The sequence below is a fragment of the Pantoea coffeiphila genome, from assembly GCF_016909495.1.
GTDB lineage: Bacteria > Pseudomonadota > Gammaproteobacteria > Enterobacterales > Enterobacteriaceae > Erwinia > Erwinia coffeiphila.
On sequence record NZ_JAFBFW010000001.1, the window covers coordinates 637,346 to 662,144 of the forward strand.

The 24,799-nt window shown below is 53.4% G+C and carries 23 protein-coding genes and 3 tRNA genes; 13 read left to right on the plus strand and 13 right to left on the minus strand.

Features of this window, described 5'->3' with window-relative positions:
- The first annotated feature begins 20 nt into the window (after window positions 1–20).
- Window positions 21–428, plus strand: coding sequence for a lactoylglutathione lyase (gloA, locus tag JOE09_RS02970; protein WP_105594958.1), 408 nt, complete (start codon window positions 21–23; stop codon window positions 426–428).
- A gap of 102 nt (window positions 429–530) precedes the next feature.
- Entirely contained in the window at window positions 531–1,181 is a 651-nt protein-coding gene (rnt, locus tag JOE09_RS02975; RefSeq protein ID WP_205064736.1) for a ribonuclease T, read from the plus strand.
- Between the two features lie 116 nt (window positions 1,182–1,297).
- On the opposite strand, the gene JOE09_RS02980 is transcribed toward rnt, so the two are convergent.
- The gene (locus JOE09_RS02980) at window positions 1,298–1,636 is read right to left on the minus strand and encodes a Grx4 family monothiol glutaredoxin (protein ID WP_205064737.1); all 339 of its coding nucleotides are present in this window, start codon (window positions 1,634–1,636) and stop codon (window positions 1,298–1,300) included.
- Window positions 1,637–2,001: 365 nt separating this feature from the next.
- On the opposite strand from JOE09_RS02980, the gene JOE09_RS02985 reads away from it, so the two are divergent.
- The gene (locus tag JOE09_RS02985) at window positions 2,002–2,865 is read left to right on the plus strand and encodes a C40 family peptidase (RefSeq protein WP_239552960.1); all 864 of its coding nucleotides are present in this window, start codon (window positions 2,002–2,004) and stop codon (window positions 2,863–2,865) included.
- A gap of 66 nt (window positions 2,866–2,931) precedes the next feature.
- Here the strand turns inward: JOE09_RS02985 and cydH are convergent, their stop codons facing one another.
- Window positions 2,932–3,021, minus strand: coding sequence for a cytochrome bd-I oxidase subunit CydH (gene cydH / locus JOE09_RS02990; protein WP_105594962.1), 90 nt, complete (start codon window positions 3,019–3,021; stop codon window positions 2,932–2,934).
- A gap of 295 nt (window positions 3,022–3,316) precedes the next feature.
- Here cydH and purR point away from each other — a divergent pair, with 295 nt between their 5' ends.
- On the plus strand, window positions 3,317–4,342 hold the full coding sequence (gene purR / locus JOE09_RS02995) for an HTH-type transcriptional repressor PurR (RefSeq protein ID WP_205064738.1): 1,026 nt from the start codon (window positions 3,317–3,319) through the stop codon (window positions 4,340–4,342).
- Between the two features lie 23 nt (window positions 4,343–4,365).
- Here the strand turns inward: purR and punR are convergent, their stop codons facing one another.
- Window positions 4,366–5,280: a DNA-binding transcriptional activator PunR gene (gene punR / locus JOE09_RS03000; protein ID WP_105594964.1), complete on the minus strand. Its 915-nt coding sequence runs from the start codon at window positions 5,278–5,280 to the stop codon at window positions 4,366–4,368.
- Window positions 5,281–5,391: 111 nt separating this feature from the next.
- On the opposite strand from punR, the gene punC reads away from it, so the two are divergent.
- Window positions 5,392–6,585: a purine nucleoside transporter PunC gene (gene punC / locus JOE09_RS03005; RefSeq protein ID WP_205064739.1), complete on the plus strand. Its 1,194-nt coding sequence runs from the start codon at window positions 5,392–5,394 to the stop codon at window positions 6,583–6,585.
- A gap of 329 nt (window positions 6,586–6,914) precedes the next feature.
- Window positions 6,915–8,063 (plus strand): cyclopropane fatty acyl phospholipid synthase, encoded by a 1,149-nt coding sequence (gene cfa, locus JOE09_RS03010; RefSeq protein ID WP_205064740.1) that lies wholly within the window; start codon window positions 6,915–6,917, stop codon window positions 8,061–8,063.
- Window positions 8,064–8,316: 253 nt separating this feature from the next.
- Here the strand turns inward: cfa and JOE09_RS03015 are convergent, their stop codons facing one another.
- Window positions 8,317–8,970 carry a riboflavin synthase subunit alpha gene (locus tag JOE09_RS03015; RefSeq protein ID WP_105594967.1) on the minus strand — a complete coding sequence of 218 codons (654 nt, stop codon included), beginning with the start codon at window positions 8,968–8,970 and terminating at the stop codon, window positions 8,317–8,319.
- Window positions 8,971–9,201: 231 nt separating this feature from the next.
- Here JOE09_RS03015 and JOE09_RS03020 point away from each other — a divergent pair, with 231 nt between their 5' ends.
- The 6 genes from JOE09_RS03020 (at window position 9,202) to JOE09_RS03045 (ending at window position 13,321) form a co-directional block, all read left to right on the plus strand.
- Complete coding sequence (locus tag JOE09_RS03020; RefSeq protein ID WP_205064741.1) at window positions 9,202–10,575, plus strand: MATE family efflux transporter; 1,374 nt, start codon at window positions 9,202–9,204, stop codon at window positions 10,573–10,575.
- A 149-nt stretch (window positions 10,576–10,724) separates the two neighbouring features.
- Window positions 10,725–10,801: transfer RNA gene (locus tag JOE09_RS03025), tRNA-Val, on the plus strand.
- A gap of 20 nt (window positions 10,802–10,821) precedes the next feature.
- Window positions 10,822–10,898 (plus strand) — tRNA-Val (locus JOE09_RS03030).
- A 15-nt stretch (window positions 10,899–10,913) separates the two neighbouring features.
- Window positions 10,914–10,990 (plus strand) — tRNA-Val (locus tag JOE09_RS03035).
- Between the two features lie 376 nt (window positions 10,991–11,366).
- A complete protein-coding gene (pykF, locus tag JOE09_RS03040; protein ID WP_205064742.1) occupies window positions 11,367–12,779 on the plus strand; it encodes a pyruvate kinase PykF in 1,413 nt (470 codons plus the stop codon).
- 305 nt (window positions 12,780–13,084) lie between these two features.
- On the plus strand, window positions 13,085–13,321 hold the full coding sequence (locus JOE09_RS03045; RefSeq protein ID WP_006118977.1) for a major outer membrane lipoprotein: 237 nt from the start codon (window positions 13,085–13,087) through the stop codon (window positions 13,319–13,321).
- Window positions 13,322–13,424: 103 nt separating this feature from the next.
- On the opposite strand, the gene JOE09_RS03050 is transcribed toward JOE09_RS03045, so the two are convergent.
- From JOE09_RS03050 to sufA, 7 genes are all read right to left on the minus strand, one after another.
- Window positions 13,425–14,456 (minus strand): L,D-transpeptidase family protein, encoded by a 1,032-nt coding sequence (locus tag JOE09_RS03050; protein WP_205064743.1) that lies wholly within the window; start codon window positions 14,454–14,456, stop codon window positions 13,425–13,427.
- Between the two features lie 74 nt (window positions 14,457–14,530).
- A complete protein-coding gene (sufE, locus tag JOE09_RS03055) occupies window positions 14,531–14,953 on the minus strand; it encodes a cysteine desulfuration protein SufE (protein ID WP_200544636.1) in 423 nt (140 codons plus the stop codon).
- A 115-nt stretch (window positions 14,954–15,068) separates the two neighbouring features.
- Window positions 15,069–16,292 carry a cysteine desulfurase SufS gene (sufS, locus tag JOE09_RS03060; protein ID WP_205064744.1) on the minus strand — a complete coding sequence of 408 codons (1,224 nt, stop codon included), beginning with the start codon at window positions 16,290–16,292 and terminating at the stop codon, window positions 15,069–15,071.
- Window positions 16,289–17,569, minus strand: a complete 1,281-nt coding sequence (sufD, locus tag JOE09_RS03065) for a Fe-S cluster assembly protein SufD (RefSeq protein WP_105594973.1) — start codon at window positions 17,567–17,569, stop codon at window positions 16,289–16,291. Before sufD ends, sufS begins: the two co-directional genes overlap by 4 nt.
- Complete coding sequence (gene sufC, locus JOE09_RS03070; protein ID WP_105594974.1) at window positions 17,544–18,290, minus strand: Fe-S cluster assembly ATPase SufC; 747 nt, start codon at window positions 18,288–18,290, stop codon at window positions 17,544–17,546. The genes sufD and sufC overlap by 26 nt, the downstream gene beginning before the upstream one ends.
- 64 nt (window positions 18,291–18,354) lie before the next feature.
- Entirely contained in the window at window positions 18,355–19,848 is a 1,494-nt protein-coding gene (gene sufB, locus JOE09_RS03075) for a Fe-S cluster assembly protein SufB (RefSeq protein WP_205064745.1), read from the minus strand.
- A gap of 5 nt (window positions 19,849–19,853) precedes the next feature.
- Window positions 19,854–20,228 carry a Fe-S cluster assembly scaffold SufA gene (gene sufA, locus JOE09_RS03080; protein ID WP_105594976.1) on the minus strand — a complete coding sequence of 125 codons (375 nt, stop codon included), beginning with the start codon at window positions 20,226–20,228 and terminating at the stop codon, window positions 19,854–19,856.
- Between the two features lie 389 nt (window positions 20,229–20,617).
- Between sufA and JOE09_RS03085 the strand changes: the two genes are divergently transcribed.
- Window positions 20,618–21,022: a hypothetical protein gene (locus JOE09_RS03085; protein ID WP_105594977.1), complete on the plus strand. Its 405-nt coding sequence runs from the start codon at window positions 20,618–20,620 to the stop codon at window positions 21,020–21,022.
- 56 nt (window positions 21,023–21,078) lie between these two features.
- On the opposite strand, the gene JOE09_RS03090 is transcribed toward JOE09_RS03085, so the two are convergent.
- Window positions 21,079–21,498, minus strand: coding sequence for a hotdog fold thioesterase (locus JOE09_RS03090; protein ID WP_205064746.1), 420 nt, complete (start codon window positions 21,496–21,498; stop codon window positions 21,079–21,081).
- Window positions 21,498–24,551, minus strand: a complete 3,054-nt coding sequence (gene ydiJ / locus JOE09_RS03095; RefSeq protein WP_205064747.1) for a D-2-hydroxyglutarate dehydrogenase YdiJ — start codon at window positions 24,549–24,551, stop codon at window positions 21,498–21,500. Before ydiJ ends, JOE09_RS03090 begins: the two co-directional genes overlap by 1 nt.
- Between the last annotated feature and the right edge of the window lie 248 nt (window positions 24,552–24,799).

The following is a 24,799-nucleotide window of genomic DNA, read 5'->3' on the forward strand; positions in this document are numbered from 1 at the left end:
GCCAAAAAAAAGAGGATGTTATGCGTTTACTTCACACCATGCTGCGCGTTGGCGACCTGCAACGTTCTATCGATTTCTACACCAAAGTGCTGGGCATGCGTCTGCTGCGTACCAGTGAAAATACCGAATATAAGTACACCCTCGCCTTCGTTGGCTACACCGAAGAGAGCGAAGGTGCAGTTATCGAACTGACCTACAACTGGGGCGTGGATAGCTACGATCTCGGTAACGCCTATGGCCATATCGCGCTGGGCGTGGATGATGTTGCCGCAACCTGCGATCGCATTCGCAACGACGGCGGAAACGTGACTCGTGAAGCCGGCCCGGTTAAAGGCGGCACCACGATCATTGCCTTCGTTGAAGATCCGGATGGCTACAAGATTGAACTGATTGAGAATAAACACGCCGGTCACGGCCTGGGCAATTAAGTTCCTCTGAGGGCCTTCTGGCCCTCCTTCTCACCTGCCTGCTGCATCACGTAGCAAAGTTTGCCATAATACGCCCTGCCTTTTTGCGCCAATGAGAAGCTGATGTCTGAATTAAATGAACTGAATACTCTGAGCAGCCGCTTTCGCGGTTTCTATCCGGTAGTGATCGATGTGGAAACTGCGGGATTTGATGCCAAAACGAACGCACTGCTGGAAATCGCCGCCGTCACCTTAAAAATGAATGAAGATGGCTGGCTGGAGAAAGATGAAACCCTGCATTTTCACGTAGAGCCTTTTGTCGGTTCAGTTTTACAGCCGGAAGCGCTGGCCTTTAACGGCATCGATCCCAGCAATCCCCTGCGCGGCGCGGTCAGCGAGTATGAAGCGCTGCACGCCATCTTTAAGCTGGTTCGTAAAGGGATTAAGGATACCGGCTGCAGCAGAGCGATTATGGTGGCGCACAACGCCACATTCGATCTGAATTTTATGAATGCGGCGGCGGAACGTGCCAGCCTGAAGCGCAATCCCTTCCATCCGTTTGTGACCTTTGATACCGCCGCGCTCAGTGGACTGGTTGTTGGGCAAACCGTACTGGCTAAAGCCTGTATCGCGGCCGGAATCACTTTTGACAGTAGCCAGGCACACTCTGCTCTGTACGACACCACACAGACGGCAGACTTATTCTGTGAGCTGGTCAACCGCTGGAAGCGTATGGGCGGCTGGCCGCTGGCCGTGCCGGAAGCGGAGTCCTGATTATTCAGTCCTGAGTACTGAACCATATTGACTCTGCGGCGTGCATTAACCACCGCACTGACAATATAAAGACGAAAAAAAACCCTGCGATGCAGGGTTTTTTTATTGGCAGCGGCTTATTCAGCAGCCGGCGCAGGGTACTTCTGCGCAGTCTCTTTGATCAGCTGCTGCAGTTCACCGCGCTGGAACATTTCGATAATGATATCGCAACCACCGACCAGCTCGCCGTCAACCCACAGCTGCGGGAAGGTAGGCCAGTTAGCGTAGGCTGGCATTTCTGCACGGATATCCGGGTTCTGCAGGATATCAACGTAGGCAAAACGTTCGCCACAGGCAGAAAGAGCCTGAACGGCCTGTGCGGAGAAACCACAGCTTGGCAGCTTTGGAGAACCTTTCATATACAGCAGGATTGGGTTTTCTGCGATCTGGCGCTGAATTTTTTCAACAGTACTCATAAATGACTTCCTCAGTACGATACTTCGTGTTTAGTTATTGTAGCGATTCTGCTCCGCCGTTGAAAACGACATTTTATGCAGCGCTGATGAACAGAACGCAACAAAATGCAAAATTATGAAAACAAAATAACATTTTCCTATCATCGTTGCAGCGTTTCTCGATGTTGGATTACTTTTTTTTGTTGAGTTAAGCAGCTGATTGCGCTTAATAATTCATCATTTACTTAATCTGTCTTATTGAAACAAAAAACACCTTACCTTTTGTTAAGAAGTTAGATTAGAATTGCCCTAACCCCTGCAAATTGCAGAATTCTTTTTCGATTGCCATGCAGTCATTACACTGAGTTTAACTGTTAATGGGAACGTTGCGTTTAATCATCACGCTTAGCATGCTGGCCCTCGCCCAGCTGTTCTTTAATATGGCGCATGCTTCGCCTCATGCTCCCGTTAACGCTAATCAACATAAAGTTGACCACAACTCTGCGCGTGAAGATGAACGCCGCAAGCGTCGGCCGGTGAAAGCGGCTGCCACAAAGAAAGTCAAAGAACCCCTCATTAAAAAAACCAAAGAGCCCGCGCTTAAGAAAACCAAAGTTTCTGCTACCCAGAAGGCAAAGCTGAAGAAGAGCCAGGAAGCGACGGCCTCACGCGAAGTGAAAACCACCCGCATCGGTAAGATGGAGAAAAAACGCTACGGTCGGGAGCGTCTCGCCTCTTTGCAGACCAAAAAAGGCAAGAAGGGCCCGCTGCGCGCTATTGAGCGTGATGAAATTGAATCCCCTGAATCACCGCTTAAGTTGAGCAAAGCACACCGCGCGCGCTATCAGAAAGCCCGTGAAACGGCGATGAACAAACTGATGGGCCAGTTGGGTAAGCCATACCAGTGGGGCGGCGCATCACCGTCAACCGGTTTCGACTGTAGCGGACTGGTTTGGTATGCCTATAAAGACCTGGTGAAGTTTAAGATCCCGCGCACGGCGAATGAAATGTATCACCTGCGCGATGCTGCACCAATCAAACGCGATAAGCTGGAAAAAGGCGATTTGGTGTTCTTCCGCATCAACGGACGCGGTACAGCCGATCACGTTGGCGTATATCTTGGTGGTGGAAAATTCATTCAGTCACCGAGAACCGGCAAAGACATTCAGGTAAGCGCACTGGGGGATGATTACTGGCAGGAGCACTATATTGGTGCCCGCCGAATGATGACGCCAAAAACCATTCGCTGATTGCGCAACAGCGGACCGCCATAACTTTATTGCTAATCGGGAGGAGCCATGCTCCTCCCGATTTTCTTAGTGCAGAATAGCCGTAAAGCTAAATGCAATAATCATCAGTAGCGCACCCACCGTGGTCAGCAGTGAGAATTTCAGATCGGTACTCATCGTCTCTCCTTAATAACCCTGTAAAATGTATGCACAAAGATTTTCCCACAGTTCCCCGTAAAAATCTCGTTTTCTCTGCGCAGCCTTGTTAGAATTCCTCTTTTCCGTTGCGCAACAGTAACGGATAACGGTTTTTGCCAGCTCTGCAGTCACTCTACGGACGATTTTTTCCCCTTTCCGACCCGTTGCGGCAGCATCCAAACCACTTTGGTCTGGCGGGAAAAGGCTGCACCCAGGCAAACGTTTAACCAACCTGTTATCAAATAGTTACGATAACACCAGGAGCATAAGTTTAATGGCAACAATTAAGGATGTGGCAAAGCGAGCCGGGGTTTCAACCACCACGGTTTCCCACGTAATTAATAAAACGCGCTTTGTAGCCGAAGAGACCCGTGAAGCGGTGTGGGCAGCAATTAAGGAATTGCACTATTCCCCCAGCGCCGTGGCACGCAGTCTGAAGGTCAACCACACCAAAACCATCGGCCTGCTCGCCACCTCCAGCGAAGCGCCCTATTTTGCCGAAATTATTGAAGCCGTGGAAAACCGCTGCTTTGCCAAAGGCTATACCCTGATCCTTGGGAATGCACATAATGACCTGAACAAACAGCAGGCCTACCTGTCGATGATGGCGCAGAAGCGCGTCGACGGGCTGCTGGTGATGTGCTCTGAGTACCCGGATTCATTAATCTCGATGCTGGAAGACCACCGCAATATCCCGATGGTGGTGATGGACTGGGGTGAATCGCGTGGCGATTTCACCGATACCGTGCTGGATAACGCTTTTGAAGGCGGCTATCTGGCCGGGCGTTATCTGATTGAGCGTGGTCACCGTGATATCGGTGCCATTCCTGGACAGCTGGAGCGCAACACCGGCGGCGGTCGCCATGCCGGATTCCTCAAAGCGCTGAACGAAGCCGGGATTACCCTGCGCGAAGAGTGGCTGGTCCAGGGCGACTTTGAACCTGAATCCGGTTATCGCGCCATGCAGCAGATCCTGGCGCAGAAACAGCGCCCTACTGCCATCTTCTGCGGCGGCGACGTGATGGCTATGGGCGCAATTTGTGCCGCAGATGAGATGGGCCTGCGCGTTCCGCAGGATATTTCGGTGATCGGCTATGATAACGTGCGCAACGCGCGCTATTTCACACCGGCGCTGACTACAGTGCACCAGCCGAAAGAACGGCTGGGAGAAACCGCGTTTGATATGCTGCTCGATCGTATCACCAGCAAGCGTGAAGAACCGCAGACCATTGAAGTTCATCCGTCACTGATTGAACGCCGCTCCGTTGCCGACGGTCCGTTCCGCGACTATCGCCGTTAATTCCTTCCCCGTTTACCGTTCGCTCAGGCGGACGGTTCACTCAGCCATTCAGCATTCAGCGTATCGCTGTCGCCAACATAATCCAGCAGCCAGCTCAGCGCCGGTGATGCACTCTGTTCCGACCAGCTCAGGCAGCATGGGCTGATCGGAAACGGGTTTGCCAGCGTCAGTTCCGCAATTCCCCCTTCGGCAATCCAACCCTGGGCAAAGTGCCCCGGGATCATGCCGACGCACAGTCCGGCACGCAGGCAGTCTAGCGCGCTGTCCCAGTCCGGGACCACCAGCCGCCGCTGATTATCCAGCGTCCAGGTGTTACGCTTCGGCAACGCGCGTGAGGTATCCTCAAGCGTCAGCGATGGCCATTCCCGCAGCAGATCGTCGCTAAGCGGTCCCGTCTGTTGCAATAAGGGATGATCCGCCTGCACGACACAGCGCCAGTTAAGGCTGCCCATATCGCGAAAGGCGAAGCGCCCGCCCACCGGCACCGCCTGCGTGGCCCCGATAGCCGCATCAACGCGGCCATCCGCCAGCGCATCCCATACGCCGTTAAACACCTCGGGGAAGATATGCAGTTCCATATCGGGGAAGTGACGGTAGAAATCGACGATAAGCTGACGGGTGCGCTGCGGCCTGACGATGCGGTCAACGGCGATATTAATCTGACCGCGCCAGCCGTTAGCCACCTGCTGACAGCGGCGTCGGGTGGCAAGCATTTTTTTGATAACAAAACGCCCTTCTTCGCTAAACACCCGCCCCGCTTCTGTCAGTACCACATCGCGATGGCGGCGTTCAAACAGGCTGACGGCCAGCCACTGCTCCAGCTGGCGTACGGTATAGCTAACCGCAGAAGGCACGCGGTGAAGCTCGGCCGCTGCGGCGGTAAAGCTGCCGGTTCTGGCAACGGCTTCTATCACTTCCAGAGAATGTTCTGACCACATCGCTTTGCCTGCAAATTTTTTCAACGGAACCGACGAATATTAGCGTTTCACAAGCGTAAGTGCATCCCTTTACACTCCCTGCGATAAAAAACTGCCCTGTACGAGTAAAATATGCCTTCAAAATTCTTTATCGTTTATCTGGCCATGCTGAGTATGCTGGGTTTCCTTGCTACCGATATGTACCTGCCCGCTTTTGGTGAGATGCAGCAGGATCTTGCCACCGGTTCTGGCGTTATCAGCGCCAGCCTGAGCATCTTCCTTGCCGGCTTTGCCTGCGCGCAGCTGATTTGGGGAACACTGTCCGACCGCCTTGGCCGCAAGCCCGTTCTGCTGGTGGGGCTGGGGATGTTCGCTATCGGCTGTGCTGCCATGATGTGGGTTAACTCCGCTCCGTGGCTGCTGTTTTTCCGTTTCCTGCAGGCTGTGGGGGTGTGCGCCGCCGCCGTAAGCTGGCAGGCACTGGTTGTCGATCGCTACAGCGCCGAGCAGGCAAAACGCGTATTCGCCACCATTATGCCGCTGGTTGCGCTTTCACCGGCGCTGGCACCGCTGCTGGGAGCCTGGCTACTTGAACATTTTTCATGGCGGGCGATCTTCGTCGCGCTGCTGCTGATTAGCGTCGTGTTGCTGATCCCCACTCTGCGCCTGTCCGGCCGTGCATCCGCCGAGAAAGCGGCACCCAATGGCCCGGCGCCCGGTTTCCTGACGCTGCTGAAATCCCCGGTATACAGCGGTAACGTGCTGGTGTTTGCCGCCTGCTCCGCCAGCTTCTTTGCCTGGCTGACCGGCTCACCGTTTATCCTCGGTAATCTGGGCCTGTCTCCTGCCGATATCGGCCTGAGCTATGTGCCGCAGACTATCGCCTTTCTGATTGGTGGCTTTGGCTGTCGCGCGCTGCTTAATCGCTTCTCCGGCGGGCAGCTGCTGCCGTGGATGCTGCTGTGCTTTAGCCTGGGGGTTATTGCGTTGTTTATCGCCGCACAGCAGCAGGCGCCATCTTTGTACAGTCTGCTGACGCCGTTCTGCGTTATGTCGATGGCCAGCGGTGCGATTTATCCGGTGGTGGTGTCCAGCGCCCTGCTGCCGTTCCCGCAGGCAACGGGGAAAGCCGCCGCATTGCAAAATATGCTGCAGCTCGGTCTGTGCTTTATCGCCAGTCTGGCCGTTTCAACCTGGATTGAATCACCGCTAGAAACCACCGTTCGTGTCATGTTACTGACCATTTTACTTGCTACGATGGGTTTCCTGATTCAGCGTAAAGCGGCTAAAAAATTAGCGCTTCAAACGATGGAAAACCCGTTGTGATATGCTGTAAAATCACTTGGTTAGCACGCTAACAATAATGCATTGAATATTGCCTGACGGGAGCATATACTCGTCAGGCACTACAAAATAACAAGTTACCAACATTTAAATCCGAAGATCGCTTTGGCGGTGCTCGGTGTTTTTTTACTGACAAGGCTGTCATACCGTTCTGTTATGTTACGTCTGTTTCAGCCTCTGCCGGTTATAATTCAGTCCTCTGTTAACGTCGGATATCAGACTGCGGCTCTGCCGTGAGTTTTCTCATAAATCTGTAGAAATTGACTATCCTTTTTCTCAGGTTTCAATCACACAGGGTGATGGAGAAGCTAATGAGTTCATCGTGTATAGAAGAAGTGAGCCTGGAAGAAAACCAGTGGTACCGAATTGTCCAGGAGATGTTGCGCAAGGCTGACATAGAAATAAACGGTTCCCGTCCATGGGATATCCGAATCAGTAATCCCAACTTTTTTAAGCGCGTGCTGCAGGAAGGCTCGCTGGGGTTGGGTGAAAGCTATATGGACGGCTGGTGGCAGTGCGACAGGCTGGATATCTTTTTCCAGCGCGTGCTGCTGGCAAAACTCGATCAACAACTCCCCCATCATTTTAAAGATACGCTTCGCATTGCCGCTGCTCGCCTGACCAACCTCCAGTCGCGGAAAAGGGCCTGGATTGTCGGTAAAGAGCACTATGATTTAGGTAACGACCTGTTTTCGCTGATGCTTGATCCGTATATGCAGTATTCCTGCGGTTACTGGAAAGAAGCCAAGACACTGGAACAGGCGCAGGAAGCGAAGCTGAAAATGATCTGCGAGAAGCTTGAGCTGGCCCCCGGCATGTCGCTGCTGGATATTGGCTGCGGCTGGGGCGGACTGGCGGAGTATGCTGCTCGTCATTACGGCGTCAGCGTGTTTGGGGTTACCATTTCTGCTGAACAGCAAAAAATGGCCCAGCAGCGCTGTGAAGGGCTGGATGTGACAATCCTTTTGCAGGATTATCGCGATTTGAACCAGCAGTTCGACCGTATTGTTTCAGTGGGTATGTTTGAGCACGTTGGGCCAAAAAATTACGCGACCTATTTCTCCGTGGTCGATCGCAATTTAAAACGTGATGGTATTTTCCTGCTGCATACCATCGGGGCAAACAAAACCGATGAGAATGTTGATCCGTGGATCAACAAATATATTTTCCCCAATGGCTGTCTGCCGTCGGTAAGGCATATTGCCAATGCCAGCGAACCGCATTTCGTGATGGAGGACTGGCACAATATCGGCGCAGATTACGATCTGACGTTAATGGCCTGGTACCACCGTTTCCTCGCGGCGTGGCCGCAGATTGCGGATAACTATGGGGAACGGTTTAAGCGTATGTTTAGCTACTATCTTAACGCCTGTGCAGGGGCTTTCCGCGCGCGTGATATTCAACTGTGGCAGGTCGTCTTCACTCATGGGGCTGATGGTGGACTGCGCGTGGCGCGGTGATGTCGCTATAGCAGAAAAAGACGGCGGATAATGGGGAGCATTACTGACTGTCTTGGCAAAATACGGCATTGAAATAATACGTAAGCCGCTATCGTTATCAGATAGCGGCTTTTTTAACGTCAGGAAAACGAGGCCACTGATGCTGCACGCAAAGAAGTATCTCCTTGCGCAAATACGCTCTGGCTGGCACCACGCGCTGTATATTTAAAAAAGTAGCAACAGTGTGATGCGATCGCTGACGGACCGGCTGAATTTATTCAGCGGATTCTTCAGCCGCGGCGGCTGCCAGCAGTGCAGCTTCGCGCTGGGCCAGCACGCGCTCAACCGTTTCGACAATCGCCTGCGTGTGCGGATCGATCTCAATATTCACCCGGTGACCCAGACGTTTCGCGCCCAGCGTGGTGCGCGCCAGCGTTTCAGGAATAAGGTGAACGCAGAAGCGGGTTTTAGTGACTTCACCTACCGTCAGGCTAATACCGTCAATGCCGACAAAGCCCTTATGCAAAATGTATTTCATCTGGCTGGCGTCCTGCACCTTAAACCAGATTTCCCGGTTATTTTCCGAAGTAATAATTTTGCTGATTTCTGCCGTGGTCATAATATGACCCGACATCAGATGGCCGCCGATTTCATCGCTGAATTTGGCTGCGCGCTCAACGTTTACCGTATCCCCTTCTTTAAGATCGCCCAGGTTGGTAATACGCAGCGTTTCTTTAACCAGATCGAAACTCACGCGATCGCCGTTGACTTCCGTTACCGTCAGGCAGCAACCGTTATGGGAAACCGATGCACCCAGTTCCAGTCCGGGCAGCAGGGCTTCCGGCATTTTTATGATATGGGTGCGAAAATTGGGTTTCTCTTCAATTGCCAGCACTTCAGCAGTGCCCTGCACAATTCCGGTAAACATAGCTATGCCTCTATTAATGTGTTGTCGCTGGCACTAGTTTGCCCTGGCTGCCACGTAATGCCAACTGAACTGAAAGCGGTTTGCGTGACATGAAGAGCTATTCTTACGGCAGCTTATTGGCTAATTCGTCTACGGACACTACACTAAGCGGCCTGCTATGCTGTGGCAATGAGCAAACGCCGTGTATTCCCCAGCTAAAACCCCTCCACAATTAAAATAAAGGTGTATTACGTGCAGAAGTACCTCACAGAGGCGCGTCAGTTATTAATGCTGGCAATTCCCGTGATCCTTGCGCAGGTTGCGCAAACGTCCATGGGTTTTGTCGATACAGTGATGGCCGGTGCCGTTAGCGCCACGGATATGGCCGCCGTTGCAGTGGGAACCTCAATCTGGTTACCGACTATTCTTTTTGGCCACGGCCTGATTCTGGCCTTAACGCCGGTGGTCGCGCAGCTCAACGGCTCAGGCCGACGGGATCGCATTGCCTGGCAGGTTCGCCAGGGTTACTGGCTGGCGGGTTTCTCATCACTCATTATTATGGTGGTGCTCTACAATGCGGGCTATTTGATTGGTGCAATGCATAATGTCGATCCGGAACTGTCAGCCAAGGCACTCGGCTATCTGCACGCTTTGCTGTGGGGTGCACCGGGATATCTGTTCTTCCAGGTCGCACGTAATCAGTGTGAAGGGCTGTCGAAAACCAAACCCGGCATGGTGATGGGTTTTATCGGTCTGCTGGTTAATATTCCGGTTAACTATATCTTTATCTATGGACATTTCGGCATGCCGGCCCTCGGCGGCGTTGGCTGCGGCGTGGCGACGGCGTCGGTTTACTGGGTGATGTTTATTGCCATGAAGTTCTGGGTGAACCGTGCCGCCTTTATGCATGATATTCGTCTGGAAAGTTCATTCTCCCCGCCTGACTGGAAAGTGCTGCGCCGCCTTGTTGGCCTTGGACTACCGGTTGCGCTGGCACTGTTCTTTGAAGTCACGCTGTTCGCCGTGGTAGCCCTGCTGGTTTCACCGATGGGGATCGTCAAGGTCGCCGGTCATCAGATTGCGCTGAACTTCAGTTCGCTGATGTTTGTTATCCCGCTGTCGCTGGGCGTAGCCACGACCATTCGCGTCGGTTTCCGCCTCGGCCAGGGTTCAACCGAGCAGGCGCGCGTGGCGGCATGGACCGCACAGGGTGTGGGCGTTTGCATGGCCTGCCTGACCGCACTGTTCACGGTCACTTTCCGCCACGAAATAGCCCTGTTGTATAACGACAATCCCGAGGTTGTGACTCTGGCGGCGCAGCTGATGCTGCTGGCGGCAGTGTATCAGTTCTCGGATTCTATCCAGGTGATTGGCAGCGGTATTTTGCGCGGCTACAAAGATACCCGCGCCATCTTCTTTATCACCTTTATTGCCTACTGGGTGCTCGGCCTGCCCAGCGGCTACGTGCTGGCGATGACCGACTGGGTCGTGTCACCGATGGGCCCGGCGGGCTTCTGGACCGGTTTTATTATTGGGCTAACCAGTTCGGCGATAATGATGATTTGGCGAATTATCCGCCTGCAGCGGCAGCCATCGGAACGTATTCTGGCGCGCGCAGCACACTAATTTTTCGGTAGATTTCACTGAAATATGATTAAAATTGCTGCGCTTCGCACAGATGCGCAGCAATCAGGCAGAAAAAAGCTTTTTTCTCCTTGCCAGGCGTACAGGCTGCCGTTAATATTCGTCCCCGCTGTCACCCAGATAGCAACAGTGCGTCCGTAGCTCAGTTGGTTAGAGCACCACCTTGACATGGTGGGGGTCGGTGGTTCGAGTCCACTCGGACGCACCAAATCTCTGAAGTAACAATTTGCGTCCGTAGCTCAGTTGGTTAGAGCACCACCTTGACATGGTGGGGGTCGGTGGTTCGAGTCCACTCGGACGCACCAGAGATTATCCGGAAAGCGTTCTTAGCTCAGTTGGTTAGAGCACCACCTTGACATGGTGGGGGTCGGAGGTTCGAGTCCTCTAGAACGCACCACTCTTAGTTCTTCCCTCTTTTTAAGACTCCGCTTCACCAATTAATCTTGTTGCGCAACACGCCGCTCTGACGCACTTACTTAAACGTCTTAACGCTTTTTAATTGGTTTTCTAGCACTTAGCCTTTATAATGCAGCCGTTGTTTCACTTGAATGGTTTCAGCGCATGGTAAATACACAATTTATAAGCCGTACCTGTTGCGCAACAACGTGCTGCGCTCGCGCCGAAACCATGTCTCAACGTCTTCTGCATACCTTTAATCTGTCACCTATCCTTACTCAGTATCGCAATCTGCCTCAGGCACCTAATTTCTCCTCCGCTGGCCACGCCATCGGAACCCATTCTTATCATCCATCACAACTTACAGATAATCCGTCATGAAAAAGACTAAAATTGTTTGCACCATCGGTCCAAAAACTGAATCTGAAGAGATGCTGACCAACCTGCTCGAAGCAGGGATGAACGTTATGCGTCTGAACTTCTCACACGGTAACTACGAAGAGCACGGCAAGCGCATTGCAAACCTGCGTAGCGTGGTGAAAAACACCGGCCATCAGGCAGCTATCCTGCTGGATACTAAAGGCCCTGAAATCCGCACCATGAAACTGGAAGGCGGCAACGACGTTGCGCTGACCGCTGGCCAGACATTCACCTTTACTACTGACCAGAGCGTTATCGGCAACAATGAGCGCGTAGCGGTCACCTACACCGGCTTCGCGGCTGACCTGAAAGTGGGTAACACCATTCTGGTTGATGACGGCCTGATCGGTATGGAAGTCACCGAAGTCACCGAAACTACCGTGGTCTGTAAAGTGCGCAACAACGGCGATCTGGGCGAAAACAAAGGCGTGAACCTGCCGGGCGTTTCAATCCAACTGCCTGCACTGGCGGAAAAAGATAAGCTCGATTTGATCTTCGGCTGCGAGCAGGGCGTTGACTTTATCGCTGCATCCTTTATTCGTAAGCGTTCAGACGTGCTGGAAATTCGTGAGCATCTGAAAGCCCACGGCGGCGAAAATATCCAGATCATTTCGAAAATCGAGAACCAGGAAGGCCTGAACAACTTCGACGAGATCCTGGATGCGTCTGACGGCATCATGGTTGCTCGCGGCGACCTCGGCGTAGAGATTCCGGTTGAAGAAGTGATCTTCGCTCAGAAGATGATGATCAAGAAGTGTAATCGCGCGCGTAAAGTGGTGATCACCGCCACCCAGATGCTGGATTCGATGATCAAGAACCCGCGCCCTACCCGTGCAGAAGCCGGCGACGTGGCTAACGCCATCCTCGACGGGACTGATGCGGTCATGCTGTCTGGCGAGAGCGCCAAAGGTAAATATCCGCTGGAGTCCGTGACCATTATGGCCACGATCTGCGAACGTACTGACCGCGTGATGAAGAGCCGCATCGATCCTCGCAACGACGATCGCAAAATGCGCATTACTGAAGCGGTTTGCCGCGGTGCGGTTGAAACGGCTGAGAATCTGGAAGCCCCGGTTATCGTCGTAGCGACCGAAGGCGGTAAATCAGCGAAATCCATCCGCAAATACTTCCCGCACGCCACCATTCTGGCGCTGACCACCAATGAGCTGACCAACCGTCAGCTGCTGCTGACCAAAGGCGTGATTACCAGCATGGTGCAGGAAATCGCCTCTACCGACGATTTCTACCGTCTGGGCAAAGAAGCGGCGCTGGCCAGCGGCTATGCGCAGAAAGGCGATGTTGTGGTGATGGTTTCCGGTGCGCTGGTACCAAGCGGTACGACCAATACCTCTTCGGTCCACGTTCTGTAATTTAAGATTACACTATCGACTAATAAGGCACCCTCAGGGGTGCTTTTTTTTCAATTTGCGTAACCTGATTTCACAAAATTTCCAATCGAAATTAACTATTCAACTGCACTAAAAACTAAGACCTGTCCGATTAAAATCGCCTGTTTTCGCTTAATTTTTTGCCTTAACACCCAAAGAAGATGCTTCTTTGAGCGAACGATCAAATTTAAGCACGTTCTCATCAAAAAATTATTCTCATTAGAAAATACTTTGTGTAATACTTGTAACGCTACATGGAGATTAACTTAATCTAGAGGGTATAAATAATGAATCGTACTAAACTGGTACTGGGCGCGGTAATCCTGGGTTCAACTCTGCTGGCTGGTTGCTCAAGCAACGCTAAAATCGACCAGCTGTCTTCTGACGTTCAGACTCTGAACGCTAAAGTTGACCAGCTGAGCAACGACGTGAACGCAGTTCGCTCTGACGTTCAGGCTGCTAAAGATGACGCAGCTCGTGCTAACCAGCGTCTGGACAACCAGGCTCACTCTTACCGTAAGTAAGAGTTCTGGTACTGAAAATGGCGCACACTGTGCGCCATTTTTTTTGCCTGCAAATCAGCTTCGCCGACGGCGGATGTTGACCCCGCCGCCAAACGCACTGTAATCATTTTTGAGCGCTTTCTCCCCCAACCTGAGTTATCCCCGCCGGTTGTGATTTAAATCCCTCTGCTCCCTTCTGGTGAAGAAATTCGGGTACTGCCGAGTCATCTTTCACAACTTCCCCTTCACTAACCAGAACGGGCATACCCGAACGGCGCGTTAATGCCGCTTTAATGACCGCATCATCACTGCTGGCGCTATTAATGAATTTCTTCGCGGCCGGGCTCAGCGCAATCGGCATGGTTTGCGGATCGTCATTCTCGTTATGCGACAGCGGCTGGTGGACCTCGATCCAACGCTTGCCATCAGGCTCTACGGCATACTTCACCGGCTGGTTAATCACCTGAACGCGCGTTCCCTTCGGCACGCTGTTGAACAGCGCTTCAATATCGTCAGGGCGCAGGCGGATGCAGCCGGAGCTGACGCGCATACCGATACCAAAATCAGCATTCGTGCCGTGGATCAGATAGTGGCCCTTGCCATAAGCCAGACGCATCGCATACAGGCCCATCGGGTTATCAGGCCCGGCAGGCACGGTGACAGGCAGGATCTCGCCTTTGGCTGCGTAGCGCTTGCGGATGTTAGGGGTGGGGGTCCACGTTGGGTTGGGGATTTTCTGGCTGATGCTGGTGACCATCGCCGGGGTATTGGCACCCAGTTGACCGATGCCAATCGGGTAGACAATCACTTTGTTTTCATCTTTCGGATAGTAGTAAAGCCGCAGCTCCGCTACGTTGATCACGATACCTTCACGTTTCGTGTCCGGTAGCAGCATCTGGGTGGGGATCGTTAACTGCGTACCGGCTTTCGGCAGCCAGGGGTCGGTTCCCGGATTGGCTTCCAGCATGCCCAGCAGGCCAATCATATACTCCTTCGCTACCGCTTCCAGCGGCCTTCCGTCATTGGGCACGATGTACGTACTGTTTTCCCCAATCAAACGGCTGTCGTCGGGCGGGAGGGGATATTCTGTAGCACTGGCGTTGTACGCCCCGGTCAGCAGCGTGACCATAAATGCAAAACGGAACAAAGGTTTCATGCGTTTTTCTCGGTTATGAAGGGAGAACAACCCCACTGTATATCAGCGGGGCGCAGACCGAGTAGTTTAGCAACTCACGCGCCGGTGAGAATCAGCGCTTTCTGACGTATGGCACGAATCATGGCTTCCAGTCCCTGAGAACGGGATGGCGTAAGCTGCTGGGTCAGAGACAGTTCGGCAAACACAGGGCGAACATCAAAATCGATAATTTCCTGCGGCGACATCTTCTGGTAAACGGCAAAGACAATAGCAATCAGTCCTTTAACCAGTGCGGCATCGCTGTCGCCCTGCAGGCGGACCTGGCCATTCTCATCAAGATCAACGATCACCCAAACCTGGCTCTGACAGCCCGGAACGATATTTTCCTGCTGGTGAAGATTTTCGGATGCGGCCTCAAGGCGCGAACCCAGTTCAATAATATACAGATACTTCTCTTCCTGATTTGCGCAACGGTTGAAGTTGCGCACCAGTTTTTCTTTATCTGGCAGAGTTGCCATTGCTTCCTCACTTAAATCGGCTTCTTAACGACATGACTCTATCGGGTAAACACGTAGAAAGGGCGAGGCATGCCTCGCCCTTTTAAGGCTGAAATCGCTCCTGCTCAGAGAGCGATCAGCCCCCCAGCAGACGGTGAATACGAATTAACCCCGCCGCCAGGCGATCGACTTCTTCTTCGCTATTATACAGAACAAACGAGGCGCGACACATCGCCGGAACGCCGTAGTGCTGCATTAACGGCATCGCACAGTGATGGCCGGTGCGAATCGCAATACCGTACTGATCGAGGAAACTGCCCACGTCGTAGGCGTGATGCTTGCCCAGATTAAAGGCAATTACGCCGCTGCGCTCCTGAGGGCCGTAGATAACCAGATCCGGTACAGAGGCCAGTTTATCCATCGCGTAGTGCATCAGCTGTTGTTCACGCCGCTGGATTGCATCCAGCCCCAGTTCGGTCACGTACTTGAGTGCCGCCCCCAGGCCGATAATCGCACCGGTATTCGGCGTTCCCGCCTCAAACCGACCCGGTACAGCAGCATAGGTGGTGCCTTCGGTCAGGCTGACGGTGGCGATCATCGAACCGCCCCCTTCCCACGGCGGCATCTGGTCCAGCAGCGCCTTACGGCCATACAGGATACCAATACCGGTCGGTCCGTAGATCTTATGCCCGGAGAAGACATAAAAATCACAGTCGATATCCTGCACGTCAACCTGCCCGTGCATGATAGCCTGCGCACCGTCGATCAGCGTCACCAGCCCCGCCGCTTTCGCCTGCGCCACCAGCGCTTTCACCGGGTTAACGGTGCCCAGCACGTTGGAAACCTGGGTCACCGCCAGCAGTCGGGAACGTGAATCAATCAGCTCAGGGAGTTTAGCCAGATCCAGCTCGCCGTCAGCGTTGAGCGGGATAAAGCGCACTTCCGCTCCGGTACGCTGGGCCACCATCTGCCACGGAACGATATTGGCGTGGTGTTCCATCTCGGTAATGATGATGTTGTCGCCGGGCTGCAGTTGACTGCTGCCCCAGCTGTTGGCCACGAGGTTAATTGCCTCGGTGGTACCTTTGACAAACACAATCTCTTCCGTCGACGGCGCATTGAGGAAACGCGCAGCCTGAACACGCACATTTTCCATCTCAGTGGTGGCTTCCGCGCTCAGCGTATGGATGCCACGGTGAACGGCAGCGTAACCGTGCTCATAGAACTGGCTCTCTGCATCAATCACCACCTGCGGCTTTTGTGCGCTGGCAGCGCTGTCGAGGTAGGCCAGCGGTTGCCCGTTAACCTCACGCGTCAGCAGCGGGAAATCCGCCCGTACCCGAGCCAGATCAAAACTCATTGCAAACCTCCGGGAAAGCGTTGAGCAATACGCTGCATGACAGCTTCTCTCAGCGTGTCATCGCCAATCGCCTCGGTCAGCTCGGCAGCAAACGCATAAATAATCATGCGCTGAGCAGCATCCTGCGAAATACCACGCGCGCGCAGATAGAACATCTGCTCTTCGTCGATACGGCCAATGGTCGCACCGTGGCCGCACTTGACGTCATCGGCATAGATTTCCAGCTGCGGCTTGGTATCCACTTCGGCGAGGCGGCCCAGCAGCAGGTTATTGTTGGACATCTGACCGTCGGTCTTCAGGGCGTGCTTCGCCACTTTGATCATGCCGTTGAATACGGCACGAGCACGATCGCGCACGATGGTTTTATGCAGCTGGCGACTCTGGCAGTAGCCTTTGTTGTGTTCCAGATAGGTACGGCTGTCGCACACATCTTTATCAATCGGCAGCATCAGCGTATTGATCACCAGATCGCTGCCCTCGCCGTTCAACTGTCCGCTGGTATTATGACGGGTCAGGCCCGCACCCAGCAGGAAGCTGTGGCTCTGAACGCGCACATCGCGGCCCAGCACCAGATCGTTATGCGAGAAGTGGTAGCTGCTCTGATCTTCGAAGGCGAAGTTGTAGTGGGTCAGCGCCGCACCGTTACCCACGTCGGCGGTAAAACGCGCGCCGGTAAAGTGCGTGGCATTATTCAGGGTGACATAGTGCTCAATGATCGTCGCTTCAGCCGCTTCATCCAGCTGCAGATGATGGCGATAGTGCGAAGTGTTCATCTCACCTGCCGCGCTGCCGCTGCTGATATGCAACAGATACAGCGGACGCTCCGCAGCCTTACCCCGAGCCAGATGGATCAGCGTAGACTCTTCGGCCAGGCTTTCGGTCAGATGCAGGAACACCTCCGGCTGTATCGGTGCATTCAGCTCGCGGCGTTCGCCGGAACCGGTGACCTGGATGCTGAACAGGTCGTGTTCGGCATCGCTCAACGCGGCGGAAAAGCGCCCATCAACAAAGACCAGACGCACGGCATCAATCGCCAGCGCCAGTGTATCAATGTTTTCTGCTGTCAGTTCAGCCTGCTGCGGCAGAACGAACTGATGATCGAACAACGCATCCAGTGGCGTATATTTCCAGTTTTCCTGCTTGCGCGTAGGCAGACCTTCGCGCAGCAGCTGCTGCCAGTGCTGCTGGGCCTGCATTGAGCGATGCCCGGCGCGGGTTTCGAACAGGTGGTGCCACTGTTGCAGCGCGTTATCACTCTTCGTCGGTAAGCCAGCCATAGCCTTGCTCCTCCAGCTGTTTCACCAGCGAGAAATCTCCTGATTTAACGATTTTGCCCTGATAGAGCACGTGAACGAAATCAGGCTTGATGTAGTCAAGGATACGCTGATAGTGAGTTACGATGATGAAAGAACGTTTGCCGTCGCGCAGGGTGTTCACGCCGTTCGCCACAATCTTCAATGCATCAATGTCCAGACCGGAGTCGGTTTCATCCAGGATGCACAGATCCGGCTCCAGCGCGGCCATCTGCAGGATGTCATTGCGTTTTTTCTCACCGCCGGAGAAACCCACGTTAACTGAACGAGTCAGCAGATCTTCAGGCATCTTAAGCAGGTGGATTTTATCTTCGATAAAGTCCTGGAAATCAAAGCGGTCCAGCTCTTCCTGTTCGCGGTATTTACGCACCGCATTCACGGAAGTTTGCAGGAAGAACTGGTTGCTCACGCCCGGGATCTCAACCGGGTACTGGAAGGCCATGAAGATGCCTTCACCAGCACGTTCTTCCGGGTCCAGTTCCAGCAGATCTTTACCTTTAAACTCGACGGAGCCACCGGTCACTTCGTAATCTTCGCGCCCTGCCAGCGTTGCAGACAGCGTACTTTTCCCTGAGCCATTTGGTCCCATAATGGCGTGAACTTCACCGGGTTTGATCTCAAGATTCAACCCACGCAGGATAGCTTTATCTTCAACGCTGACCTGTAAATCTTTAATGCTTAACATATGGTTTCCTTTGCAGTGCTTTCCGGCACTGTAAATACCCTTGGGTAAAGTTCTTGGCGCGGGCTTAGCCCACGCTGTGTTCCAGGCTGATTGCCAGCAGTTTTTGCGCTTCTACCGCAAACTCCAGCGGCAGCTCAGAGAAGACGTCTTTGCAGAAGCCGTTAACGATCATTGAAATCGCATCGTCTTCGCTAATGCCACGCTGCAGGCAGTAGAACAGCTGATCTTCACCAATACGTGACGTTGTCGCTTCGTGCTCCAGCTGGGCCGTGTTATTGCGCACTTCCACATACGGGAAAGTATGCGCGCCGCAGTCAGCACCAATCAGCATCGAGTCGCACTGAGTGAAGTTACGCGCATTGGTCGCCGTCGGCATGATCTTCACCAGGCCGCGATAGGTGTTTTCGCTCTTACCGGCTGAAATACCCTTCGAAATAATCGTCGATTTCGTATTTTTACCGATGTGGATCATCTTGGTGCCGGTATCGGCCTGCTGACGTCCGCTGGTCAGCGCAACAGAGAAGAACTCACCGATGGAGTTGTCGCCGCGCAGAATCACGCTCGGGTACTTCCAGGTAATGGCTGAACCGGTTTCAGACTGGGTCCAGGACATCTTGCTGTTTTCGCCTTCGCACAGTGCACGCTTGGTCACGAAGTTCAGAATACCCCCTTCGCTATCGCCGCCGGAGAACCAGTTCTGCACGGTGGAATACTTCACCTCTGCGTCTTTGTGGATGATCACTTCAACCACCGCCGCATGCAGCTGATAGGTGTCGCGCACCGGGGCAGAGCAGCCCTCAATGTAGCTCACGTAGCTGCCTTCATCGGCGATCAGGATCGTGCGCTCGAACTGCCCGGTTTTCGCTGCGTTGATGCGGAAATAGGTCGACAGCTCCATCGGGCAGCGTACGCCTTTCGGGATGTACACAAAGGTGCCGTCAGAGGCAACAGCGGAGTTCAGCGCGGCAAAGAAGTTGTCGTTGGCCGGCACCACGGTACCCAGATACTGTTTAACCAGCTCCGGGTGATCGTGAATCGCTTCCCCGAATGAACAGAAGATGATGCCTTCTTTCGCCAGCTTGTCGCGGTAGGTGGTGGAAACAGACACGGAGTCAAAGATGGCATCAACCGCCACTTCCTGGCCTTCGCGCACCGGAACACCCAGCTGTTTAAAGGCCTCTTCCACTTCCTGCGTCAGGTAGTTTGGCGCTTCGCTACCGGAGGTCTGAGTGGCACCCGGCTCTGAGGCACAGGCATCATCACAGCTGCCGCAGGACGGCGCGGAGTAATAGCTGTAATCCTGGTAATCCAGTTTTTTATAGTTGGCTTTCAGCCAGTGCGGCTCTTCCATTTCCAGCCAGGCCGCGAACGCCTTCAGGCGGAAATCCAGCATCCACTCAGGTTCATTACGCTTGGCCGAGATCGCGCGCACCACATCTTCGTTGATGCCGTGGGCAAATTCTTCGGTTTCCAGTTGGGTAAAGAAGCCTTCTTTATATTTCTGATGGCCGCCTTCCCAAACCTGTACATCATCAGATGCGTCAGTATTACGAGACATAGAGTTTACTCAACGCCAAAGCTTTCACCACAGCCACAGGCGTGTTGAGCTTTAGGGTTATTAAATTTAAAAATCTGGTTCAGACCTTCACGGACGAAATCAACTTCCGTACCGTCAATGTAGGGCATTGCCTGAAGGGGCACGAACAGCGATGCACCGTTATGGCTAAACTCCAAATCATCCTTCGCCGTCTCCTTCACCAGATCCATGGTGTAACCAAAACCGGCGCAGCCTGACGTCTTCACGCCCAGCTTCAAACCTTTGATTTCAGGATCGCCAGCGGCAAGGCTGCTGATTTGTTTGGCGGCGCTGTCGGTGAGCGTCAATCCTTTCCAGATAAAGTCATCTGGAGAAAAAGATGCTGGATTTGCTGATTGCATAAATTACCTCGCGATACGTTAGCCCTTCGGGCTAGTGCCTCTATGTTAGTGATAACCTGTATCACTTCAACCTCTTGTTTTGCAGGGATATTACCCTTTGGGTGTTTTTCTAATCTTATTGAGTAAGTTTAGCCCCTGCGAAACAGATTGTGACGTGCTCTTCAGGTCAAAACCGCAAAAGATAAATTGTTGAAAACAAAATGTTTCTAAGTTGTAATCTCAAGCCACTTCTTAATAATAATCATTCACCTAAATCCCTTATCGCGCTTATCGTTAATACCAATTTTTTTGAAAGGCGGCATTTATCGATAAAAAATCCCGCCGGGTGATTGAATATTAACGCAGTTATAATATGATAATGATTATCATTAGCGCGATTGGGACCAGCAATGAATCTGTCGATGAGTGCGTGGCTGCAACACAAGATTGATGAATATAAGTTTTCCGTACGTGATATCACCGTCGATTTCTATATGGCACAGGCAAAGCTGAACCGCCCGGAATGCACCATTGAGCAATTACGCAAGTTCAATGATACCTGTCTCGATATGGCTGAGCTTTGCCAGCTGAACGGTGATGATCAGAGCTATCTGCACGCAATGGGCAAACTTCATCAACGACTGGTTGTTGAGCTGAGCAATACATCCCGCGAACGACTGTTCCGCATGCAGGCCTGGCAGCTGGCGCGCCATTCCCTCAGTCGCCTGTGTCATCAGCTGGCACTCAACGGTGAATGGGATAAGGCAACGGTACTGCAAAGCGATTTTGTGAAACACGCTTCGTGGATTATGTAGTCCCGGTACCAGTATACCGCGTGGCAGAGCAGCTAAAAACCCCGGATAATTTGGGGTTATTGGGTTATCACCGCCGTTGTTAAGCGCGAGCTACAGCATAATCGACTGTCAGGCCCGTAAATCTCGATCTGCCATACCTGATGCGTGCGTCCAATGTGGGTGGCGCGACAAACGCCGCGCACCTCCCCTTCCCGCGCCGACCGCACGTGATTGGCATTAATTTCCAGACCGACCACCTGCTGATCTCCCTGAGTGCAGAGATAGCCCGCCATCGACCCCAGCGTTTCGGCCAGTGTCACTGAGGCCCCGCCGTGCAGTAGCCCGAACGGCTGTCGGGTACGGTTATCAACCGGCATCACCGCTTCAACACTGTCATCATTCAGTGCGGTAAAACGGATGCCGAGGTGCTCTACCATGGTGCCTTTGCTGTGAAGGTTCAGCTGTTCAAGCGTTACTTCACGTTTCCAGATAGCCATCAGACAATCTCCAGTAAAGCCTGCAGCGGATGGCGCATACCGCTTCCTTCAACGCGTTTCACCTGGCTGCGGCAGGAATAACCGCTAGCCAGACAGCGCTGACGGGGCAGCTTTTGTAGCGCCTTCTGCCAGGACAGTTCAAAGATACCCAGTGAGTTTTCCAGGTTTTTAGTTTCATGACCGTAGGTTCCCGCCATGCCGCAGCAGCCCACGCTGATACTTTCCAGTTTTGCACCGAAACGCGAGAAGATCGTTTCCCACTGCTTGATCGAACCCGGCAGCGCGGTCACTTCAGTACAGTGGCCGAACAGATACCAGGCTTCCCCGCTGACCGGCTGAATATCCCGATCCACCAGTGCATTCTGCAACCACTCATGCACCAGCTGCACATTGAAGTCACCGCGTTTATCCCCCAGTACCTGGCGGTATTCATCGCGGTAGCAAAGTACCAGCGCCGGGTCGACACCGACCATCGGCAGGTCCAATTGGGCCACGCGATTAAGGAAATCTGATGTTTTCTGCGCCGTACGGGCAAACTGCTGCAGGAAGCCTTTCACGTGCTGCGCTTTACCATTGGGTGAGAACGGCAGCACCACCGGCGTAAAACCAAGCCGGTCAATCAACTGCACAAAATCACCAATCAGCTGCGCTTCGTAATAGCTGGTGAACGGGTCCTGCACCACCAGCACGTGCTGCGCACGCTGTTCGACGCTCATCTGCTCAAGCTGTTCCAGGGTCGTCGCCGCGCTGCGGTGCTTCGACAGCTGCTGTTTCAGCGTCGGTGAGGAGAGCAGCGGCAGATCCACCATACCTAACTGGCGTTTACTCAGCGCGCCAATCCAGCGCTGGCGCAGGAAGAAGTTAAAGGTTTTCGGCGCGATGGCCATCAGCGGCGCGTAGCTTTCAACCGTAGCCACCAGGTAGTCACTGACCGGGCGCAGATAGCGAGTGTGATACAACTGCAGGAAGCGCGAACGGAAGCCCGGCACATCGATTTTAATCGGGCACTGGGTAGAACAGGCTTTACAGGCCAGACAGCCGGACATCGCCTCCTTCACCTCATGTGAAAAATCATATTCCCCGCGCCGTGCATGCCAGCTGTTGCGGGTCCGCTGGATCATCCCGCGCAGGCTGATGCCTTTTGACGGCAGCTGCTTCTCCAGCACCAGGGGATCGACGCCCTGCTCAGCCAGCAGGCGCAGCCATTCACGCGTCAGTGTGGCGCGCCCTTTCGGTGAATGCATGCGATTGCTGGTGATTTTCATCGATGGGCACATCGGGCTGTTCACATCAAAGTTAAAGCACAGCCCGTTACCGTTACACTCCATCGCACCGCGCCAGTCGCTGCGCACCGAAATGGGGATTTGTCTGTCCCAGGTTCCACGCTTAACCGCATCAACTTTCAACATGGGATCGTCAACACCGATCGGCGCGCAGATTTTTCCGGGATTTAACCGGTTAGCCGGGTCAAAGGCTGCTTTGATGCGCCGAAGCTCGCTATACAGCTCTTCGCCAAAGAACGCCGGACTGTATTCCGCGCGGAAGCCCTTCCCGTGCTCTCCCCACAGCAGGCCGCCATACCGGGCGGTCAGTGCCACCACCTCATCGGAGACCTTTTTCATCAGGATCTCCTGTTGCGGATCGCACATATCGAGCGCGGGACGAACGTGCAGAACTCCGGCGTCAACGTGGCCGAACATGCCGTAGCTCAGATTATGGCTGTCGAGCAGCGCACGAAACTCAACGATATAGTCCGCCAGGTTTTCCGGTGGCACCGCCGTGTCCTCAACGAAGGGCAGCGGCTTAGCCCGGCCTTTCGCATTACCCAGCAGACCTACCGCTTTTTTACGCATGCCGTAGATACGCTCAATGCCGCCGACGTCGTTACAAAGCTGATAACCAATCACGCCGCCCTGACCTTCCGTCATCAGCGTGTCCAGCCGTTCACAGAGCGAGTCAACCTGGCCGTCAATCAGCGCTTTATCATTCCCGGCGAACTCAACCATATTCAGGCCGAGCATCTCTTTATCCGGCACGTCGGAAATCAGTTCGCTGACCGAGTGCCAGACAATATCTTCCTTCGCCAGGTTAAGCACTTTAGAGTCAACGGTTTCAACCGACAGCGCTTTGGCTTCCACCATAAACGGCGCATTGCGCAGCGCGGAATCAAACGAGTCATATTTGATATTGACCAGCCGCCGCACTTTAGGGATCGGCGTGATATCCAGCCGCGCCTCGGTAATAAAGGCCAGCGTACCTTCGGCCCCACACAGCAGGCGAGTCAGGTCAAATTGCTGCAGGTCGTCGCTCAGTACATGGCGAAGATCGTAGCCGGTAAGAAATCGGTTTAGTTTGGGAAACTTATCCAGGATCAGCTGACGCTGCTGGCGGCAGCGATCCAGCACAACGCGATAGATATTCCCTTCAGCCCCCTGCTGCTGCGCCAGCTGCTCCGCCAGTTCGACAGGCATTTCTCGGGTATCCAGAATATCACCGCCGAGCAGAACCGCTCGCAGGCCAAGGACGTGATCGGAGGTTTTACCATAAACCAGCGACCCCTGCCCGGAGGCATCCGTATTAATCATCCCGCCAAGGGTGGCGCGGTTACTGGTGGACAATTCAGGAGAGAAGAAATAGCCGTAGGGCTTAAGGTAGGCGTTGAGCTGATCTTTAATCACGCCCGCTTCAACTTTTACCCAGCCTTCTTCGGTATTAATTTCCAGGATGCGCTTCATATGGCGCGACATATCTACCACAATCCCACGGTTCAGAGACTGACCGTTGGTGCCGGTGCCGCCGCCACGCGGCGCAAAAACCAGCGACTCGAAGCGTTCTTCACCGGCAAGGCGGGCGATCAACGCAACATCAGCGGTAGAGCGGGGAAAGACAACTGCGTCGGGTAGCAGCTGGTAAATACTGTTATCGGTCGACATTATCAGGCGATCGGCATAGCTGGTAGCCGTATCACCGGTAAAACCTTCCTGCTTCAGTGTATCCAAAAACGTCAGCACCAGTTGAACAAGGCCCGGTGCCTGGGAAATCTGTGGGATCATTATCGGGTGACCAAAATGTTGTATGGATCATTCTGCGTGTCGTAAATGACGCAGCTATCCGTTTTATCACATTTTTTTATGACCTGCCGTTATTTCAAAAAACGAAACAAAAGAATAACCTGTTGTGTATGTCACAAAATCGTTTCATACATCATGATTAAACCAGCTGCCTTAGCGTAACTGTCGCGCTGGCGCGGATTTTCAGAAATAAAATGATTGAAGACAGAATGACAAATTATTCGCGCTCC

Coding starts and splice junctions, on each gene's coding strand:
- gloA (WP_105594958.1), top strand. CDS start 21: ATGCGTTTACTTCACACCATGCTGCGCGTTGGCGACCTGCAACGTTCT.
- rnt (WP_205064736.1), top strand. CDS start 531: ATGTCTGAATTAAATGAACTGAATACTCTGAGCAGCCGCTTTCGCGGT.
- JOE09_RS02980 (WP_205064737.1), bottom strand. CDS start 1,636: ATGAGTACTGTTGAAAAAATTCAGCGCCAGATCGCAGAAAACCCAATC.
- cydH (WP_105594962.1), bottom strand. CDS start 3,021: ATGAGTACCGATCTGAAATTCTCACTGCTGACCACGGTGGGTGCGCTA.
- purR (WP_205064738.1), top strand. CDS start 3,317: ATGGCAACAATTAAGGATGTGGCAAAGCGAGCCGGGGTTTCAACCACC.
- punR (WP_105594964.1), bottom strand. CDS start 5,280: ATGTGGTCAGAACATTCTCTGGAAGTGATAGAAGCCGTTGCCAGAACC.
- punC (WP_205064739.1), top strand. CDS start 5,392: ATGCCTTCAAAATTCTTTATCGTTTATCTGGCCATGCTGAGTATGCTG.
- cfa (WP_205064740.1), top strand. CDS start 6,915: ATGAGTTCATCGTGTATAGAAGAAGTGAGCCTGGAAGAAAACCAGTGG.
- JOE09_RS03015 (WP_105594967.1), bottom strand. CDS start 8,970: ATGTTTACCGGAATTGTGCAGGGCACTGCTGAAGTGCTGGCAATTGAA.
- pykF (WP_205064742.1), top strand. CDS start 11,367: ATGAAAAAGACTAAAATTGTTTGCACCATCGGTCCAAAAACTGAATCT.
- JOE09_RS03045 (WP_006118977.1), top strand. CDS start 13,085: ATGAATCGTACTAAACTGGTACTGGGCGCGGTAATCCTGGGTTCAACT.
- JOE09_RS03050 (WP_205064743.1), bottom strand. CDS start 14,456: ATGAAACCTTTGTTCCGTTTTGCATTTATGGTCACGCTGCTGACCGGG.
- sufE (WP_200544636.1), bottom strand. CDS start 14,953: ATGGCAACTCTGCCAGATAAAGAAAAACTGGTGCGCAACTTCAACCGT.
- sufS (WP_205064744.1), bottom strand. CDS start 16,292: ATGAGTTTTGATCTGGCTCGGGTACGGGCGGATTTCCCGCTGCTGACG.
- sufD (WP_105594973.1), bottom strand. CDS start 17,569: ATGGCTGGCTTACCGACGAAGAGTGATAACGCGCTGCAACAGTGGCAC.
- sufC (WP_105594974.1), bottom strand. CDS start 18,290: ATGTTAAGCATTAAAGATTTACAGGTCAGCGTTGAAGATAAAGCTATC.
- sufB (WP_205064745.1), bottom strand. CDS start 19,848: ATGTCTCGTAATACTGACGCATCTGATGATGTACAGGTTTGGGAAGGC.
- sufA (WP_105594976.1), bottom strand. CDS start 20,228: ATGCAATCAGCAAATCCAGCATCTTTTTCTCCAGATGACTTTATCTGG.
- JOE09_RS03085 (WP_105594977.1), top strand. CDS start 20,618: ATGAATCTGTCGATGAGTGCGTGGCTGCAACACAAGATTGATGAATAT.
- JOE09_RS03090 (WP_205064746.1), bottom strand. CDS start 21,498: ATGGCTATCTGGAAACGTGAAGTAACGCTTGAACAGCTGAACCTTCAC.
- ydiJ (WP_205064747.1), bottom strand. CDS start 24,551: ATGATCCCACAGATTTCCCAGGCACCGGGCCTTGTTCAACTGGTGCTG.